A 19,239-nucleotide genomic window follows, 5' to 3' on the forward strand; every position below is an offset into this window, starting at 1 on the left:
CTATTTCTCCTGCTTTTTTAGCAAGAAAATTGCTAGTAACATAATCACCGGCACAGTCATCAGCAGTGACCAGATAGACTGATGCAAATCTTTAAAAAATAATGCTTTATTGAAAACTCCACGACTAATATCAACCATATGGCTTGCAGGATAAATCTTACCGATCATCTGACCACTACCATTTAAAGAAGAGACAGGATCAATCAAACCTGAAAATTGTGTGGCAGGCAATAAAGTGCCCATCATCGCTACAAACATGGCTGCAATCTGGCTGTTGGTAAGCGCAGATGCAACCAGTCCCATACCTGTTGCAATGGTGACATATAACAATGTTGCAATGGTTAAAGTCATAAAGCTACCTGTGATCGGTACTTTAAAAATGATCACGATAATCAGACACATCAGAAAATAATTCAGCATTGCCAAAGCAATATAAGGCAATTGTTTCCCGATTAAAAACTCGGTTCGGGTGGTTGGTGTGACATATAAATTCACAATTGAGCCCAATTCCTTTTCACGTACAACGGCTAGTGCCGTCAACATGGCAGGAAACATGAGTAATAAAATGGGTAAAATAGCAGGCACCATCGAAGGCAAACTTTGCATGTCTGGGTTATAGCGAAAGCGTGTCTCAATATCGACCGCCGATGTCAAATCTGCTCCAGTATTGGCCTTGATTTGTTGCACCAACCAATGCTGATGAATCCCCTGAACATAACCCAGTACAGTTTCCGCCCTTGCTGGCATGGAACCATCAATCCACGCTCCGACCTTCACTGTTTCACCACGGGCAATGTCCTGAGCAAAATCAGGTGGAATCTCTATAGCCAGAGAAATATTGCCGTTGCGCATACGTTGATCAATTTCTGCATAATCATTGAGCGGCGCCTGTTCAGAAAAATAACGTGATCCGGATAAACTTAGACTATAGCTTTGACTCAACTGACTTTGATCTCGATCCAGTATGGCATAACTAAGATCTTCAACATCCATACTAATCCCAAAGCCCATGACAAACAGCAAAATAATTGAACCAATCAATGCAATGGTTGCCCTTATGGGATCTCGGACCAACTCCAAAGATTCACGCCAGGCAAAACTGAATAAACGTTGTAAACTAAACCCACTTTGCTGAACTAAGGTTGTATTTGTAGAATGAATTTCAGAATCATTTTGTGTTTCAGTCGTGGTACTGCTTGTGCCTGCGCCGGCATCCAGAAGATAACCAATAAAAGCTTGCTCTAACGTATCCGCATGACGTTTTCTGATCAATGCTGACGGAGCATCACTATCCAGTACTTTACCGGCATGCATCATTGACATTCGGTCACAACGCATTGCTTCGTTCATAAAATGCGTGGAAATAAAAATGGTCACTTTGTCCTGTCTAGACAAATGCACCAAATGCCGCCAGAAATTATCCCGTGCAATTGGATCTACGCCCGAAGTCGGTTCATCCAGAATCAAAATTTCTGGTCGATGTACCATGGCAACAGCAAGCGATAACCGCTGTTTCACACCCAAAGGCAGCTCATCTGGTAAACTGTGTTTGACTTGATGTAAATCAAAACGATCCAGCATTTCCTCAACACGAACATCAATCTGCTCAACAGGGACATGAAAGAGCTGTGCATGCAAAACAAGATTTTGTAATACCGTTAATTCTGTATAAAGTGAAAAGGCCTGCGACATGTAGCCAACTTTACGACGAATTTCAATATTCTCGCCCTGTACTTCTTGGCCAAATAACCAAGCTTGGCCTTCTGAAGCAGGTAAAAGTCCAGTCAGGACTTTCATGGTGGTCGATTTACCACAACCATTTGAACCTAAAAAACCAAAAATTTCACCACGACGAATCTTGAAATTAACATGATCTACGGCGGTAAAATCACCAAAACGTACTGTTAGTTGCTCAGCTTCAATGGCATAATCCTGATCTACATTTTGTTCAAGCGCTGGAATGATGACGGGTTGATAGCCTTGCTTTTTTTCTTCTGGTAATAATTGAATAAACGCATCTTCAAGATTGGCGGTTTGGGTTGCACTTAATAATTCTGCTGGTGTGCCTGTTTCTAGCACCTTACCCTCGTCCATCATCACCAGCCAGTCAAAACCTTGTGCTTCGTCCATATAAGCCGTGGCAACAATAACACTCATCTGGGGACGAGTGATACGAATACGATCAATTAATTCCCAGAACTGCGCCCGTGCCAAAGGATCAACCCCTGTAGTTGGCTCATCTAAAATCAAGAAATCTGGATCATGGATCAAGGCACAACATAAGCTCAATTTCTGCTTCATACCTCCGGAAAGTTTTCCTGCCGGACGATCCAAAAAAGCATATAGTCCTGTACTTTTGGTTAAATCATCAATGCGCTTACGCCGTTCGGTCGCATCATGACCAAACAAACGCGCAAAAAACTGTAAATTTTCCTCAACCGATAATGTTTTATATAGATTTTTACCTAAGCCTTGCGGCATATAGGCAATACGTGGGCAAGCCTGTTCACGATGACGACGACTTGCCATATCACCATCTAATACACTGACTTTACCTTGCTGAATTACCCTTGCGCCGGCAAGTAAAGACAATAGACTTGATTTGCCAACACCATCTGGACCGATTAAGCCAATCATGCAATGTGCAGGAAACTCCAAACTAATTGCTTTGAGTGCCTGAACTTTTCCGTATGAGAGGCGGACCTGTTCAACATGGGCAACAATCTGTTTGAGGTTGGATTGTTGCTGCATCATTATTCAGCCTTTTTTGAAAGTTGTTGTGGCCATGCCTGCTCAGGGTCAAGTTTAATCCAGGCAACGCCAGGCAACCCTGTCTTGACCTGTTTAATATTTTTGGTCAATAAGTCAGAATCAATTCTGGCTTTGACTTTAAACATTAATTTTTGTCGCTCGCTCTCGGTTTCCACAGTTTTAGGGGTAAATTGTGCAGTATCTGCAACATTTGACACTCGTGCCGGAATAGCAATATTGGGCGCAATATCCAGTAAAATACGCACCTCTGTACCTAAGGCCACGCGTCCTGCAACCGTTTCAGGCAAGAAAAAGGTCATATATACATCAGATAAGTCAATTAAATTCATGACTTTTCCACCCGCAGCAATCATTTCTCCAGGCTGGGCAACACGATATTGTACACGTGCTTTCAAGGGAGATTTCAGCTGACTATCATCAATATCAGACTGGATACGTTCAATCGTTGCCTGAACTGCTTCCACATTGGATTTTGCACCAGTGACTTGCGCTTTTGCAGCAGCAATAGATGCTTCGGCATTGGCAACCTGTGCTTTGGCTGCACTGATGGCGGCAATCGCACTTTGTACAGTGCTTCGCTCATCATCTAATTGCTGTTTGGATACCGCATTATCCTTCACTAGAATTTCTGTTCGTGCCAGACGTTTTTGTGCAGCCTGTAATTCTGTCTGGCGTTGATCAACGACTGCCAGACTGGCCAGTTTATCACTTTGACGCATGGCAACCTGCGCATCTGCGGTCACAATCGCATCTTTGGCTTGCTGTAATTGCGCCTCTGCTTCACGAAGCTGCGCCTCTAAAGCAGAAATTTTAACTTTTGCCAGCAACTGACCAGCCTCAACAAAATCACCTTCATTGACATAAATATCTTCTAATTGTCCTGACAACTTACTGGCAATATCGATTTCTGTCGCTTCAATACGCCCATTACCACTGACTAATCCTTCAGTATCAGGTGTATTAAAATATTGCCAAGCTATATATGCAGCCAATAGAACCACAATTGCTGCAACAATCAGTACAATTTTTTTCCGCTTCATAATAATATTCACCCCGATTTTTTAAATAATATTGATAAGTTTGTTACATCAGATGACTGACAAAACCAATTGTTAAAACCAATTAACCAGCGAAATTCCCAGACCGACATAAGTTGCACGATGATTGTAATCAATCAAACTTTCGCCATAACCATCAAATATTTGGAAATGCCCACGTAATGAACCTGCCAACGGAAATGCCCAGTCAAATTGCACTGCACCATGACTATCTTCCCCACCTTTTAAACTATGACGCAGCATCAAAGAAAATTGGTGTGAGTTCCATTTATAATGCGCAGTTAAATCACCACGTCCGATATAATCTTCAATATCCGCATTTTCATCTTTTGAATCCGAATCTGGAAGGCGATACCATGGACGCAACATCAGCACAAAATTATCTTTTTCAAAACCCAAATTCATAATTGCCCGATTCCAGCTACGGGAAAAAGGATCAGATCGACCATTGGATTGATGGTTAAAACTCAACCCTAATAATCGGCCATTTAAACCCAGCACGTTATAATTGGTTCTAAGAACGAACATGGCTTCGGGTTCATAATTAGTTTCCCTAAAAGGTCTGGAATCATCTTCATTATAAACCTGCCAGCGTGAAGACTGGGTATAACCGATCCATACATCACCATTATCACCAAAAACATTTTCTAATGCCTTGGTTTTAAATGAAATCTGAAACTTAGCTTCGGTGCTTTTCAAATCCTGCGATTCTGTCACCGTATTTTCTGGATTGGGACTATGAGGTAAACTATTCTTATCGGACATCCACATCGCTGGAAATAAATAAAGCGGTTGGTATCCGCGAAGTTGCCAAGTCCCTAATTTGGCCTGGCTAGACAATTCCCAGCGCTGATCAAGCAAAGAAGTCGTGGTATCAAAATTCCCCACTGGTTCTTTAAATAATGTCCTGATATTTTTAGATTCATTTAAAGCATCAAATGCTATTGCACTGCTCTTTTCTCCATAATCGTGATCATCTTTTCTATGCTCCTCCAACGGCTTTCCTATCGTAGGCAATTTATACAAAGCGTCATAACATGCTAGTCTTGCACTGTTAAATGTTAAGCCAATACATGCTTCAGGGCTATTTGGCGTGGGTAAATAGTCAGGTAGCGCAATCTTTGGTTCGGCATATGCTGTTCTGCTTAAACCCATGATCAAAATTAAACATAAAGTGTATGAAGCGTTCAATGTTGGTCTATATTTATAAAGCATGTCTATTCTCCCCAATACGCAACTTCTTCATACAGCGAAGCATGTTTACACACCAAAAAAATTTGAATTCTAATCAGGCGGTGTAAGCGGTCTTGGATTTTAAATTCAGGATCCAGTAACCATTGATTAAAAAGACCAGCGGATTGACCAATAATAAAATCCACCACCAATTCCGTATCGATCTTGTGTGAGATTTCACCTAATTCCTGTGCCTGTAATAGCCAGAATTGATGTTGTTCCCGACTCTTTTTTGAAAGCTGTAGCAATTCATTTTTGACTACTGAATTGGTTTCAAGCGTATACGCCCACAAAATAAATAAAGCACGATAATACTCTGGATGAGTTTTGATACGGGAAGTTGCTTGATCAATCGCAAAACAAATTGCTGCGATTCCTTTTTTAGAATTTTCAACATCCTTTACAGTACTTAAACACCATCTGGCCAAGTAATTTAAAACACGTAGTAATAATTGATCTTTAGATCCGTAACGACGTGTTACCAATCCTCTACTATAACCCGCACGCTTTCCAACAGCTTCCAGTGTAACTGCCTTCACTCCACCTTCACAGAGTAATAAGATGGTTTGCTCTACCATTCGAGCATCAGAATCAATCGCTCTTTGTTGCATGTTTACCCCGATGTAAATCTAAAAACAGATTTAAAAATTATTCTATTTTCATAGTACTGGAAAAAGTTGTTATCAACAACTTTTTAGTTTCGCAAAGCTTTCACTTAGTATGTTATTAAAAAAATGAATAATTTTTGGGAAATTCAATATAAACTCAGATCAGATTGTTTTTTAAACATGTTTGGTAACAAAAAATACAGTGCGGTAATTACAGTAAATTAACCACTTATCGTATTGTCTAAAATTCTCCAGTATGTGATGAGCTATTCTATTGCCTATTTCTTCTCAAAGTTTTTCCCTACAATCAACTCATTGAACTTGACTAAAATACATAAACCCTCTTGCCACTATAATTAAATTTTTAAAAATCATGCAGTTAAAAATCATTTAAAGTTTATAATTCCATTGTAGAAAACAATAAGTTCAAATATTGTGGTGGCAGCTAAGTTTTATTAATTTTCAACTTATCGCAAGGATCACCCCCTAAGTAACAGAATTAATCAGACAACGCCCCATAGCAAAATGGACTAAAACTTTTAATTTATAAGATTTGAAAAACAAAAAAGTATTTACAATGTTGTGCTCAGTCCTGCTCTTGCACTGATAGATATATAAATTTCTTTCCGCTTATAGTGATTAAAGTCTAAGCAATTATTTCCGATCAAGTGAACTTTACTTTACCTGACTGCAATTTTTGCCTATGATGTGCAACCATCATCATGCGCTCATAGCTCAACTGGATAGAGTACAGGTCTCCGAAGCCTGTGGCGTGGGTTCGAGTCCCGCTGAGCGCACCATATTTTTTTATTTAGAATATAACCCACTATCGTCCTATATATAGTCGACAATCAAAGAAGACTTCTAATCTTTCATCAATTTAATTCATTTTAAAAAATCAGCATTCAGTTATTTCATTCATTGAATTTTTTGTGCTTTGTTTGATATGTTCTTTTTTTATAAGGGTTAAAGCGAATAAACTCACTTTAACCCAAAATATTTTTGATCTTAACTAAAAATCTGCTCAACTTTACCTTGTAATTGGGTACCCAGTAATGGCGTATTTTTACCATTAGATAAAATCGTATGTTTATCCAATACCCATTGTTGCTCGGGATTTACCAAGACCCAACCCGACTGTTGCTGCCAAACTTTGGTTAGATCAAAGATTTTTGCAGCTTGTGTGGTGACTTTCTCCACCCATTGCAAAGGACTTAATAAATCATCTTTGACCAATTGTACACCTAAAGCAACAAAGCTATCAAAAGCACTAAAACCGGATTCAGTTTCTGCAAAAGGTGCCATTTTTGCAGAAGCACTCAAGGGTTCATGATGGGTACAGATTGCATCTATCACACCAGATTTAACACCTTCACGTAGTTTGATCTTGTCTTGTTCCGATCGTAATGGAGGACGAACATGTGCCAGCGAATTGAAACCATCAATAATGATATCGGTTAAATGCAGTTGATGCATGGCCACATCGGCTGTAACAGGCAAACCTTTGGCTTTGGCTTGTGCGATCAACTCAACCGAAGCACCGCAGGATAACAAACCAAAATGCGCACTGACACCCGTTGCTTCAATCATTTGCAAATATTTGGCAATTGCTACTGTTTCTGCCATTGGCGGAATCATCGGTAATCCCTGACGTGACGCAATAAAGCCTTCATGCACACAGCCATCTTTGGCGATTTCAGGTTCTTCTGCATAAAAGACAACTTTAAGTCCCAGACCCGCTGCATATTCCAGTGTACGAATGACCACATCATCATCGGCAAAAGCTGCATTGGCATTGGAAACCGCAATACAACCACCCTTTTGAAGTCCAGCCATATTCGCCGGTTGCTGTCCTTTAAGACCTTGCGTTTGTGCCCCGATAATATGCAGGTAAATGCCACCATCTTTTAAGGCTTTTTCCTTTAGTCCTTGAATTAATGCACCATTATCCTGCACGATTGGTTTACTGTCCGGTGGCGTAATGACATGTAAGATACCATTCTGACGCGCAGCATAGCCTTCCGATGTTAAGGTTCCATGTTGCTGTTGGCCTGGTTCACGTAAACGAGCACACAAATCCAGCATGGTCGGCATCAACCATTTATCTGTACCATCTATATGGGTTATCTGTTCTTGATCAATATCAGTTTCAGCAATGATTTTACCGTCATTCAAATAAACGGTTTGTACCTGATCAGTCTGCGTTACCGGGTTTAAAACACGTACATTTTCAATTTTTACAATATTGCTCATGTCATCTTATCCTTTAAACCGTCTAAATCGCCAACGCGTCACTTAAACCCTGTGCTTGCAGTTGCCCTTGCATAGATAAAGCAAGTACAGCCATACGCACTGCAATACCATTGGTCACCTGTTTTAGAATCACAGATTGCGCACCATCTGCAACTCCAGAAGCAATTTCAACACCACGATTCATTGGACCGGGATGCATGACAATCGCATCAGGTTTGGCCAATGCCAAACGCCGTTCATCCAAACCGAACAATTTATAAAATTCCTGCTGGGAAGATAAAGCCGGAGAATCAATACGTTCATTCTGGATTCGCAGTGCAATAATCACATCACAGTCTTTGACCCCTTCATCCATATGACTGAATAAGCGGACATCAGGTGCATACTCTTCAAAGCCCACTGGCAATAAAGTACGTGGACCAATCACACGGATATCTTTACAGCCCAATGTCTGTAATGCAGCAACATCAGAACGCGCAACACGTGAATGTTTAATATCACCAATAATCGCCACACTGATGTCTGAAAAAGGTTTTTTTGCTTCACGCTGAATGGTCAGCATATCCAGCATGGCCTGCGTTGGATGGGCATGTCGCCCATCACCAGCATTAATAATGGCAATCTCCGGACAAACGGTCTGCGCAATAAAATGTGCTGCACCTGAAGCAGAGTGTCGTACCACAAAAATATCCGCAGCCATCGCTTGAAGATTCCACAAGGTATCTCTTAAAGTTTCACCTTTAGAGGTACTGGAACGGGCAATATCAATATTCAGTACATTGGCAGACAATCGTTTTGCAGCGGCTTCGAATGTGGTGCGGGTACGAGTGGAATTTTCAAAGAAGAGATTCATTACAGTTCGCCCTTCAAGTAACGGCGATGTAATTAAATTATTATTATCATCAAAAAAACTTTGTGCAGTATCTAAAATCTTGTGGAGCGTGTCTTTATTCAGACCTTCAATGGTTAAGAAATGTTTTAAATTTCCTTGATCATTCAGTTGTATCTGACTTGGCTGATGTTGGGCAGCGATATGCATGATGGATTCCTATGCTCGAATCACGAAAACGCCCATAGTTTAGCTGAAAATGAGAATATTTAGCAGCCCAAGTTTTCATGGTTTTTACAAAGTTTATCCATTTAAATCTATTCAGCATTCAAAAACTGCCAATTTAGACTGACAGCATTTGATGAAGTATGATGATTTTAACCAATCCGACGTTTTAGACCGGTCATCTGTAAAATACGAGTAGAAATTTCTTCAATCGACATTTCAGAAACGTTTAAAAATGGAATGCCTTCAGAAATATAAATGCCTTCCACAGCACGCAACTCCATTTGACACTGGCTAAAGCTGGCATAGCGACTATTGGCTTTACGCTCGGTACGAATAGCAACCAAACGCTCCGCATCAATCATCAGGCCAAATAATTTATGTTTATGGGGCCGCAAGACTGCCGGCAAGCGATTGTCATCCAGATCTTCTTCCGTCAACGGGTAATTTGCCACTCGTATACCAAACTGTAATGACAAATAAATAGAAGTCGGTGTTTTACCAGAACGAGAGACGCCAATCAAAATAATATCTGCCTGATCATAATGCCGGGTACGTGCGCCATCATCATTATCCAGTGCAAAATGTACCGCATCAATACGGGCCTTATAATATTCAGAATCAATCACCGCATGGGTTTGTCCGACTAAAGTTGTAGCCTTAATATCCAGCTCGGTTTCAATCTTACTGATCAACCCTTCAAACACATCAAGATTGACCGCATGGGCAGTATTAATAATCTCCCGAACCACAGGGTTAACCAAGGTATCAAAGACCAATGGCAAATTGCCCTCTTTCGCTGCGGTACTGTTAATTTCAAGCACAACATTTAATGCACTTTCTTCCGAATCAACGTAGGGTTTGATATGAATATCAAACTTAACATTTGGAAATTGCGCCAATAAAGAATGACCTAAGGTTTCAGCTGTAATCGCTGTTCCATCGGAAATAAAAAATACACTGCGGCGAATCAAGTTACTTTCTGACATGTTTTTTTTCACCTTAAACATTTGTCTTAATGGCACAGAATCTTTATAGTAAACACATGTTGAAAATCTGTCGCCTATTATCGGCTAAAATATAGGCACACAAAGCTTGTTTTGGCAATTTATTCATGAATAGTATTGATATAATATCTATCATGTTCTTTTAAACTTTTTTAAATTTTTTACTTACATCACAGTGGAGTAACGATCTTGGAAGCACGCGTTATTGGTCTGGAAAAATTAGGCAAACATGATGTTGAACGGGTGGGTGGAAAAAATGCCTCTTTAGGTGAAATGATTAGCCATCTATCCAATGTTGGAGTATCAGTGCCTGGTGGTTTTGCCACTACTGCCGACGCTTACCGTGAGTTTCTTGAAAAAAGTGGTCTAAAAGCCAAAATTCAAGCCGAGCTTGCAAGCTTAAATGTTGATGATATTGCAACACTCACAGAAACTGGCGCCAAAATCCGTAAATGGATCGTCGATTCACCACTGACTTCGGAACTGGAACAAGAAGTTCGTGATGCATTTACAGCAATGTCAAATGGCAATCCTAATATCTCTGTTGCAGTACGTTCATCAGCGACAGCAGAAGACTTACCAGATGCATCTTTTGCCGGACAACAAGAAACTTTCCTGAATATTCGTGGTATTGATAATGTTCTGATTGCAATTAAAGAAGTATTTGCATCTTTATATAATGACCGTGCCATTGCCTACCGTGTCCATCAAGGTTTTGACCATGACATCGTTGCACTTTCTGCTGGTGTACAACGCATGGTACGCTCAGAAACAGGTGCTGCTGGTGTAATGTTTACGCTGGATACCGAATCTGGCTTCCGTGATGTGGTCTTTATTACTGCCTCTTATGGTCTGGGTGAAATGGTGGTTCAGGGTGCAGTCAACCCGGATGAATTCTATCTTTCAAAACCATTACTGAATGCAGGACGACATTCTGTCTTACGTCGTAATCTTGGTTCAAAACATAAGAAAATGGTTTACACCACAGATGGCGCTGCGGGTCGTTCAGTTGAAATCGTTGATGTGGAAAAACAGGATCGCCAACAATTTGCATTAAATGATCATGAATTACAAGAACTTGCCAAACAAGCACTGATCATTGAACAACATTATGGCGCACCGATGGACATCGAATGGGCCAAAGATGGTGATGATCAACAAATCTATATCGTTCAAGCACGCCCAGAAACTGTAAAAAGCCGTCAGTCTGCTGGCACAATGGAACGTTACCTGCTTAAACAAAAAGGTAATGTCCTATGCGAAGGTCGTTCAATCGGTCAGCGTATCGGTTCTGGTAAAGTCCGTATCGTGACCAGCATCAAAGAAATGGACAAAGTGCAACCAGGTGATGTACTGGTGTCCGACATGACAGATCCAGACTGGGAACCCGTCATGAAACGTGCTGCTGCCATCATTACCAATCGTGGAGGTCGTACCTGTCACGCAGCAATTATTGCTCGTGAACTTGGCGTACCAGCGATTGTCGGTTGTGGTAATGCAACCGAAGTATTAAAAGATGATCAGGAAGTAACCGTTTCCTGTGCCGAAGGTGATACTGGCTTTATTTATGAAGGTGCTCTGGATTTTGAGGTGCAACGAAATTCAATCGAATCCATGCCTTCACTTGCATTTAAGATCATGATGAATGTTGGTAATCCGGATCGTGCCTTTGATTTTGCCCAAATTCCAAATGCTGGTATTGGTCTGGCACGTCTGGAATTCATCATCAACCGTATGATCGGCGTACATCCAAAAGCTTTAATCAATATTGACAGCTTACCACGTGAAACCCGTGCTGCTGTCGCTGCACGTACTGCTGGTTATTCTTCTCCAGTTGAATTCTATGTTGAAAAACTGGTTGAAGGTATTGCAACACTGGCTGCTGCGTTTGCCGACAAACCTGTCATTGTGCGTATGTCTGATTTTAAATCAAATGAATATGCCAATTTGATTGGTGGTAAATTATATGAACCGGAAGAAGAAAACCCAATGTTGGGCTTCCGTGGTGCAAGCCGTTATGTGTCTGATAACTTCCGTGATTGTTTCGAATTGGAATGTCGTGCGCTGAAAAAAGCACGTGATGAGATGGGCTTAACCAATATTCAAATCATGATTCCTTTCGTGCGTACAGTTGCCGAAGCAAAACGTGTGATTGAGTTGTTGGCATTAAACGGCCTAAAACGTGGTGAAAATGGTCTTAAAGTCATCATGATGTGCGAATTGCCAACCAATGCATTATTGGCTGAACAATTCCTTGAACATTTTGATGGTTTCTCTATTGGTTCAAACGATTTGACACAATTAACATTAGGTCTGGATCGTGACTCTGGTATTGTCTCGCATTTATTTGATGAACGTGATCCAGCAGTAAAAGCCCTGCTGTCCATGGCAATTCATGCGTGTCGCAAAGCAGGTAAATATGTCGGTATCTGTGGACAAGGTCCTTCAGACCATCCGGATCTGGCAAAATGGCTAATGGAACAAGGTATCGAATCCGTGTCATTAAACCCAGATTCTGTGCTGGATACATGGTTCTTCCTGGCAGAAGAAAAAGCCAATAACCAATAAGACTTGTTATTTTCCTAAAAGACCCTATATTACTTAGGGTCTTTTTTTATTTTTTATCTGTTTTTGAGATTTAATGATGCAAATTTATTTGGCGAGAAATAACCAACAAGCAGGTCCTTATACTGTCGAGCAACTCAATCAAATGCTCGCAAGCCAACAAGTTCTTCTCACAGATTTAATTTGGCACATTGGCATGACCGAATGGAAAACAGTGGGCGAAGTGACACAGGGACAATCACACTATTATCCAGAAGCACCCCAAACTGCCGAAGTGGCGCCTACACCTAGTCCATTCAATCCAATACCTCAACAGAATACTGCCTCCGCAAAAATAGCCATTGAAAAAAAACCCGCTGCGCTAGCGTCCCTCTCAAAACGTGCATTTGCAAAATTTATTGACCTCTGTCTATGGATTCCTGCCGGTTTGTTTAGCACTGCTTTTATGAGTACAGAACAAAAATCTCAAGTCGCAACGCTTCAAAGTGAAATTTTCACCCTCATCAGTCAGGATAAAGTAGATCAGGCAAATCAATTGTCTTATCAGGTAATTGCCTTGGTGCCACAAAGTGTCTGGCTCGCTATGGCTGCTTACATTCTTGCCATGCTCATCTTACAGGCGATTTTATTACACAAGACAGGTCAAAGCGTGGGTAAAAAAGTATTAGGGATTCAAATTGTTGATGCCAATACAAAAACGCCTGTGAATATCACACGCAGCTTCCTGCTGCGTAGTATTTGTTTTATTATTTTAAATTATTTTATTACCCCGATTTTTTCTCTGATTGACTGGGTATTTGCTTTTGGGAAAAAACGTCAGGCATTACATGATCGCCTAGCAAAAACAGTGGTAATAGACAAAAAATAACCAATCAATCAGTTTTACAAAAAAACCCTATCAAATTTAGGGTTTTTTATTTTAACTTAAATCCAATGCATATTTATCAAAACATAATTTCAACCATTAATAGAGCTTAACCATTTGATTTTATATACTTTATAATAAAATTTAAGTAAAAAATGTGACACATGCCCCAGCCTGTAAAATGATGATAAAATTTGCTTATCTCAATTAAAATATCATTTCATATAATATCTTTAAATATAATATTTTTACATATAAAATATTTTATTAACAACAATAACCCGATGATTTATAAAAACTATTTGTAAATTTTCAAACATCAAACATTATACTTTAAAGTATAGTGTTGGATAATCGTCTGATTTAGCTCTCTCTTTTTGCCGGATTTTCGTAAGTTTTGTTATAGCTTAGTTGCTTGTAATCAGGCATAATGCCCTACAACGTAGCGGTGCCACATAGGCTTAAGGATTTTCCTTATTCACACGTGCAGCACTCAAATCGCTATCCCATAATTTATTTAAATGGGTCTCTTCACCGAGGTTGTATCATGAGACAAACGACATTAGCTGTATTGTCTTTATTAACAGCTGCTACAGTCTTAACTGGCTGTGGTGGTGATATTGTACTTCTCAATCCTGAAGGGTCAGTTGCAGAAGGTCTTTCTGGTCTAATGATGACAGCAATCTATACGATGCTGCTTGTTGTTATTCCGTCGATCATCATGGCAATCTGGTTCGGTTGGAAGTATCGTAAAGCTAATAAAGATGCAGACTATCAGCCAAATTGGGCTCACTCTACTGCAATTGAAATTGTAGTATGGGGTATTCCTATTATAATTATTGCATTCTTGGCTTATCTTGCTTGGAAAGGCTCGCACGAATACGATCCGTATAAATCTCGTGCGCAGGATCCATCGCAGGATTTAACAATTCAAGTTATTGCTGAGCAATTTAAATGGATATTTATTTATCCAGAACAAAATATTGCTACGATCAATGAAGTTCGCTTCCCGGAAAAGCAGCCGATTGGATTCCGTGTTACATCTAACTTTACAATGAACTCATTTTTCATTCCAAAGTTGGCGGGTCAAATCTATGCCATGGCAGGTATGCAAACTCAATTACACTTAATTGCCGATAATACTGGTGTATATCGCGGTTTCTCTGCGAACTACAGCGGTTATGGCTTCTCCCAAATGCACTTTAAAGCACATAGTGTGACTCAAGCTGAATTTGAACAATGGGTACAAACCATTAAAGAAGGCAAAGGCAATACAGTTGTTGTTGACGATAAAGGTACAACTGCAATTCAAAAAGGTCTATTAGATCAAACTGAATTGGCGACCCTTAAAGATGGCGACCGTTCTAAGCATCAAATCGAAGCATTGGTTAAAGAAGCGACACGTAAAGGTGATGCTGAAGCATTAGCTAAAGCAGAAGCAATGACGCCATATCCAAGCAAACCTGCGCCTGTGACATACTACTCTTCTGTGCAACCTGAACTATTTAAAGCTGTGATTAATACTTATATGAGTAACTATCATGGTGATCATGGACAGGCACATGTAGCATCTCACGAGCAAGTGGCTCATGAAGCAACACCTTCAATTGAAGCGACTGCAAGCGAAGATACAGCTACTGCAACTGCTGTAGCGGGAGAATAAAATATGTCTTTTTTATTCGGTAAATTAGGTCCCGAAGCAATTCCTCAAGAACCGATTGTACTTGTGACCATGGTCATTATGATCCTTGGCGCAATTCTGGTTGTTGGCGCGGTGACTTACTTTAAGCTTTGGGGCTATCTGTGGAAAGAATGGTTTACATCAGTAGACCATAAACGTATTGGTATTATGTACTTCATTGTATCGGTCATCATGCTGGTACGTGGTTTTGCAGATGCCCTGATGATGCGTTTACAGCTTTTCCTTGCTGGCCCTGGTGGCGAAGGCTATTTACATCCAGACCATTACGATCAGATCTTTACGGCACACGGTGTCATCATGATCTTCTTCGTTGCCATGGGTCTGGTTGTGGGTATGTGGAACATTACAGTGCCATTACAAATTGGTGCACGTGACGTTGCTTTCCCACTATTAAACTCTTTGAGTTTTTGGCTCTTTGTAGGTGGTGCCGGTTTAGTCATGGCATCATTGGTACTGGGTGAATTTGCTGCTACAGGTTGGTTGGCCTACCCTCCTCTGTCAGGTGTTCAATATAGTCCTGGCGTGGGTGTAGATTACTATATCTGGGCATTACAGCTCTCTGGTCTGGGTTCATTGCTATCTGGTGTTAACTTCTTTGTGACCATCATTAAAATGCGTGCGCCTGGCATGAAGCTCATGGATATGCCGGTATCGACATGGACCACCTTATGTGCGTCTGTATTGATTATTGCGACATTCCCAGTACTCACAGCAACGCTTGCAATGTTGTCACTTGATCGTTACTTTGGTTTCCATTTCTTCACCAATGAGCTTGGCGGTAGTCCAATGCTGTATGTGAACCTGATTTGGACATGGGGTCACCCAGAAGTATATATCCTCGTATTGCCTGCATTTGGTTTATATTCTGAAATTGTGTCTACGTTTAGTCGCAAACCTTTGTTTGGTTATAAATCAATGGTTTATGCAACTATTGCAATTACCATTCTATCGCTGGTTGTATGGGTTCACCACTTCTTTACCATGGGTGCCGGTGCGAATGTCAACGCATTCTTCGGTATCATGACCATGATTATCGCCATTCCAACTGGTGTAAAAATGTTCTCTTGGTTATTCACGATGTATCGTGGCCAGATTACTTTTGCATCACCGATGTATTGGACCATGGGCTTCTTGGTTACCTTCGGTATCGGTGGTCTGACTGGTGTATTGATGGCGGTTCCACCTGCTGACTTCTTGGTACATAACTCATTATTCCTGATCGCTCACTTCCATAACGTGATTATTGGTGGTGTGGTATTTGGTTTCTTTGCTGGTCTTACCTTCTACTGGCCAAAAATGTTTGGCTGGAAATTGGATGAGTTTTGGAACAAAGTTGCGTTCTGGTTCTGGTTCTTCGGTTTCTATTTTGCATTCATGCCACTGTATGTCCTTGGTTTCATGGGTATGACACGTCGCTTGAATACTTATGACAACCCGGAATGGACACCATTTCTGGACATCGCAATGATTGGTGCTGTATTGGTAGCAATCGGTGTTGTGTGCTTGTTACTCACCTTTGGTGTTGGTTTCTTGAAACGTAAACAAACCATTGACTATACAGGTGATTCATGGGGTGATGGCCGTACATTTGAATGGTCTACTTCATCTCCTGCGCCATTTTATAACTTTGCAACTGAGCTTGAAGGCGAAGGTATTGATCGCTTCTGGTCAGACAAAGAAAATGGTGTTGCATACAAACGTCCTGCAAAATATACCGATATCCATATGCCAACCAACCGTGATGCTGGTTTTGTGATCGCAATGATCCTGACTGTATTAGGTTTTGCATTAATCTGGCATATCTGGTGGTTGGTGGTTGTTAGCTTTGTTGCTGCGATCATTGCATTCATTCGTAGCTCATTTACCAAAGAAGTAGATTACTATGTACCTGCTGCTGAAGTAGAGCGTATCGAGAATGAGCGTTTTGCATTACTCGAAAAACATTTGAAGAAGGACTAAGACGATGGCTGAAGTACTTCATCACGACGACCACGGACATGATGATCATCATCACCATGATGATACGCCTATTACCGTCTTTGGTTTTTGGACATACTTGATGAGTGACCTTGTACTTTTTGGTACACTCTTCATCGCCTTCGCTGTACTGAGTGGTCATATCCCACCCGGTACACCGAGTGCAAAAGAATTGTTCGGTGATTCATTAGGTTTTGTTTTAACTGAAACAATGGCCCTTTTGATTTCATCTGTAACATTTGGTTTTGCAGTGCTTGCGCGCTATAAAAATGATGTAAGTGGTGTGCTGAAATGGCTCATCATTACCTTTATTTTTGGTGCAGCGTTCATTGGTATGGAAATCTATGAATTCCATCACCTTGTCCATGCTGGTCATGGTCCAAGCACTAGCGCATTTTTATCTGCTTTCTTTACTTTAGTTGGTACACACGGTATTCACGTGACATCTGGCTTGGTATGGATGCTGGTATTGATGTACCAAATCAAGAAAAATGGCTTAACCTTACCAAATACACGTCGTTTGGCATGTTTAAGTCTGTTCTGGCATTTCCTTGATATCGTTTGGATTTGTGTATTTAGCTTAGTTTACTTAAAAGGAGTTCTTGCATGAGTCACGATGTAAATAACCCTGGTGCAGCGCACGGTAGCTCTAAGCAATACACGATTGGTTTCATTCTGTCTATTATCTTGACCATCATCCCATTTGGGATGGTGATGTCAGGTATGACTGGAACTGCTGTGTTGGCAACAATTGCAATTACTGCAATTGCCCAGATCCTAGTACAGTTAATTTACTTCTTACACTTAAATGGTTCTGAAGAACAACGCTGGGATACTATTGCATTTATTTATACAGTCCTTACAATTGCGATTCTTTTTGTCGGTTCAATCTGGATCATGAATTATCTACACGCTAACATGATGCTCTAAACGACTGTCATGCTAAAGCAATACCTATTCCTGACTAAGCCAGGGATTCTCTTTGGTAACTTCGTTACCACCTTGGGCGGCTTCTTCTTAGCCGCACAAGGCCAAGTTGATCTCCCCCTTCTTATCATTACCCTCATTGGCACTACACTTGTGGTGGCATCTGGTTGCGTCTTTAATAATATTATCGACCAAGATATTGACCAAAAAATGCAACGTACGCGTACGCGGGCGTTGGTGAAAAAGACCATTTCTGTACCGGTTGCATTCCTATTTGCAAACGTACTCGGTCTTGCCGGTTTTGCCATTTTGTTTTTTATGGTGAATATCTACTCTTTTCTATTCGCTGCACTGGGTTTTTTTGTTTATGTGGTGCTATATAGTTTATGGACAAAGCGCACAAGCATTCATCAAACCATTGTAGGCAGTATTTCTGGGGCTTGCCCTCCTGTCATCGGTTATTGCGCTGTAGCGAATCAATTTGATTATGCTGCACTGATTCTGTTAATTGGTTATGCATTTTGGCAAATGCCGCATTCATGGGGTATTGCAATCTATCGTTTTGATGATTATCACAATGCGCATATTCCGATTTTACCTGTCGCACGCTCTATCAAACGTACCAAAATAGAATCGACGATTTATGTAATTTTATTTATGGTATGTATGAATCTGCTGTATTATTTTGACTATACAAATATTTGGTATGCCGCAATCCTGAATGTCTTATGTGTATACTGGATCTATTTAAGTTTGATTGGTTTTAAAGCAGAAAATGACCAAGTCTGGGCACGTACATATTTCCTATTCTCAGTCAAACTGATCACAATTATTAGTTTAGGCTTTTATTTTACGGCAGGTGCACCAAATCAAGCACTGATCATTCATTTGCCATTTTTATAAGTTATCCTTGTTTTTACTTCACTTTGCCTCATTGAAGCTTGAAAGAAATCTTCCCTACCCTGTCAAAGCAGGGTTAGAGTGACTTACCACCCAATAAAATAAATTGAATCGCATTAAAAATAATGTTCAGATTATCTTCTCTCTGATAAAATTTGATGAATCAACAAAGAAACTTACCACCAGTGTTCAACCTGAACGTCAAAATTTGAACCGTGATTAGAACCTATAAAAGCATTTTCAGGATTTAAATCCCTTAATGCCTGCTCATGCTTGTTCCATTTAGTATATATAATACAGGCGCACTTTAAGCCTATC

13 protein-coding genes, 1 tRNA gene and 1 pseudogene are annotated in these 19,239 nt (G+C 40.5%); 8 read left to right on the forward strand and 7 right to left on the reverse strand.

Annotation, left to right across the window (positions count from 1 at the left end):
• From rbbA to CRO21_RS14095, 4 genes and pseudogenes are all read right to left on the reverse strand, one after another.
• Positions 1–2,754: a ribosome-associated ATPase/putative transporter RbbA gene (gene rbbA / locus CRO21_RS14080; RefSeq protein ID WP_097079956.1), complete on the reverse strand. Its 2,754-nt coding sequence runs from the start codon at positions 2,752–2,754 to the stop codon at positions 1–3.
• Positions 2,754–3,812, reverse strand: coding sequence for an HlyD family secretion protein (locus CRO21_RS14085; protein WP_097079957.1), 1,059 nt, complete (start codon positions 3,810–3,812; stop codon positions 2,754–2,756). The genes rbbA and CRO21_RS14085 overlap by 1 nt, the downstream gene beginning before the upstream one ends.
• 72 nt (positions 3,813–3,884) lie before the next feature.
• Positions 3,885–4,922, reverse strand: a pseudogene (locus CRO21_RS14090) (phospholipase A); the annotation flags it as partial.
• Between the two features lie 125 nt (positions 4,923–5,047).
• Positions 5,048–5,674 carry a TetR/AcrR family transcriptional regulator gene (locus CRO21_RS14095; protein WP_097079959.1) on the reverse strand — a complete coding sequence of 209 codons (627 nt, stop codon included), beginning with the start codon at positions 5,672–5,674 and terminating at the stop codon, positions 5,048–5,050.
• A gap of 721 nt (positions 5,675–6,395) precedes the next feature.
• Here CRO21_RS14095 and CRO21_RS14100 point away from each other — a divergent pair.
• Positions 6,396–6,471, forward strand: a tRNA-Arg gene (locus CRO21_RS14100).
• 208 nt (positions 6,472–6,679) lie between these two features.
• Here CRO21_RS14100 and CRO21_RS14105 read toward each other — a convergent pair.
• From CRO21_RS14105 to ppsR, 3 genes are all read right to left on the reverse strand, one after another.
• Positions 6,680–7,924: a dihydroorotase gene (locus CRO21_RS14105; RefSeq protein WP_097079960.1), complete on the reverse strand. Its 1,245-nt coding sequence runs from the start codon at positions 7,922–7,924 to the stop codon at positions 6,680–6,682.
• A gap of 22 nt (positions 7,925–7,946) precedes the next feature.
• Positions 7,947–8,963: an aspartate carbamoyltransferase catalytic subunit gene (locus CRO21_RS14110; RefSeq protein ID WP_097079961.1), complete on the reverse strand. Its 1,017-nt coding sequence runs from the start codon at positions 8,961–8,963 to the stop codon at positions 7,947–7,949.
• Positions 8,964–9,130: 167 nt separating this feature from the next.
• Positions 9,131–9,967 (reverse strand): posphoenolpyruvate synthetase regulatory kinase/phosphorylase PpsR, encoded by an 837-nt coding sequence (gene ppsR / locus CRO21_RS14115; protein WP_097079962.1) that lies wholly within the window; start codon positions 9,965–9,967, stop codon positions 9,131–9,133.
• A 207-nt stretch (positions 9,968–10,174) separates the two neighbouring features.
• Between ppsR and ppsA the strand changes: the two genes are divergently transcribed.
• The 7 genes from ppsA to cyoE all read left to right on the forward strand — a co-directional run bounded on the left by ppsA (position 10,175) and on the right by cyoE (position 18,924).
• Positions 10,175–12,553 (forward strand): phosphoenolpyruvate synthase, encoded by a 2,379-nt coding sequence (ppsA, locus tag CRO21_RS14120; protein ID WP_097079963.1) that lies wholly within the window; start codon positions 10,175–10,177, stop codon positions 12,551–12,553.
• Positions 12,554–12,629: 76 nt separating this feature from the next.
• Entirely contained in the window at positions 12,630–13,418 is a 789-nt protein-coding gene (locus tag CRO21_RS14125) for an RDD family protein (protein ID WP_097079964.1), read from the forward strand.
• Between the two features lie 544 nt (positions 13,419–13,962).
• The gene (cyoA, locus tag CRO21_RS14130) at positions 13,963–15,078 is read left to right on the forward strand and encodes a ubiquinol oxidase subunit II (RefSeq protein WP_097079965.1); all 1,116 of its coding nucleotides are present in this window, start codon (positions 13,963–13,965) and stop codon (positions 15,076–15,078) included.
• Positions 15,079–15,081: 3 nt separating this feature from the next.
• The gene (cyoB, locus tag CRO21_RS14135) at positions 15,082–17,076 is read left to right on the forward strand and encodes a cytochrome o ubiquinol oxidase subunit I (RefSeq protein WP_097079966.1); all 1,995 of its coding nucleotides are present in this window, start codon (positions 15,082–15,084) and stop codon (positions 17,074–17,076) included.
• A 4-nt stretch (positions 17,077–17,080) separates the two neighbouring features.
• Positions 17,081–17,704 carry a cytochrome o ubiquinol oxidase subunit III gene (gene cyoC, locus CRO21_RS14140; RefSeq protein WP_097079967.1) on the forward strand — a complete coding sequence of 208 codons (624 nt, stop codon included), beginning with the start codon at positions 17,081–17,083 and terminating at the stop codon, positions 17,702–17,704.
• A complete protein-coding gene (gene cyoD / locus CRO21_RS14145) occupies positions 17,701–18,024 on the forward strand; it encodes a cytochrome o ubiquinol oxidase subunit IV (RefSeq protein WP_097079968.1) in 324 nt (107 codons plus the stop codon). The genes cyoC and cyoD overlap by 4 nt, the downstream gene beginning before the upstream one ends.
• A gap of 9 nt (positions 18,025–18,033) precedes the next feature.
• Positions 18,034–18,924, forward strand: coding sequence for a heme o synthase (cyoE, locus tag CRO21_RS14150; RefSeq protein ID WP_097079969.1), 891 nt, complete (start codon positions 18,034–18,036; stop codon positions 18,922–18,924).
• The last annotated feature ends 315 nt before the right edge of the window (positions 18,925–19,239 follow it).

Source organism: Acinetobacter puyangensis (assembly GCF_900096995.1).
Taxonomy (GTDB): domain Bacteria; phylum Pseudomonadota; class Gammaproteobacteria; order Pseudomonadales; family Moraxellaceae; genus Acinetobacter; species Acinetobacter puyangensis.

Bases quoted from the DNA above. Each gene is read 5' to 3' on its own strand.
- rbbA (WP_097079956.1), bottom strand. From the start codon at position 2,754: ATGATGCAGCAACAATCCAACCTCAAACAGATTGTTGCCCATGTTGAA.
- CRO21_RS14085 (WP_097079957.1), bottom strand. From the start codon at position 3,812: ATGAAGCGGAAAAAAATTGTACTGATTGTTGCAGCAATTGTGGTTCTA.
- CRO21_RS14095 (WP_097079959.1), bottom strand. From the start codon at position 5,674: ATGCAACAAAGAGCGATTGATTCTGATGCTCGAATGGTAGAGCAAACC.
- CRO21_RS14105 (WP_097079960.1), bottom strand. From the start codon at position 7,924: ATGAGCAATATTGTAAAAATTGAAAATGTACGTGTTTTAAACCCGGTA.
- CRO21_RS14110 (WP_097079961.1), bottom strand. From the start codon at position 8,963: ATGCATATCGCTGCCCAACATCAGCCAAGTCAGATACAACTGAATGAT.
- ppsR (WP_097079962.1), bottom strand. From the start codon at position 9,967: ATGTCAGAAAGTAACTTGATTCGCCGCAGTGTATTTTTTATTTCCGAT.
- CRO21_RS14125 (WP_097079964.1), top strand. From the start codon at position 12,630: ATGCAAATTTATTTGGCGAGAAATAACCAACAAGCAGGTCCTTATACT.
- cyoA (WP_097079965.1), top strand. From the start codon at position 13,963: ATGAGACAAACGACATTAGCTGTATTGTCTTTATTAACAGCTGCTACA.
- cyoB (WP_097079966.1), top strand. From the start codon at position 15,082: ATGTCTTTTTTATTCGGTAAATTAGGTCCCGAAGCAATTCCTCAAGAA.
- cyoC (WP_097079967.1), top strand. From the start codon at position 17,081: ATGGCTGAAGTACTTCATCACGACGACCACGGACATGATGATCATCAT.
- cyoD (WP_097079968.1), top strand. From the start codon at position 17,701: ATGAGTCACGATGTAAATAACCCTGGTGCAGCGCACGGTAGCTCTAAG.
- cyoE (WP_097079969.1), top strand. From the start codon at position 18,034: ATGCTAAAGCAATACCTATTCCTGACTAAGCCAGGGATTCTCTTTGGT.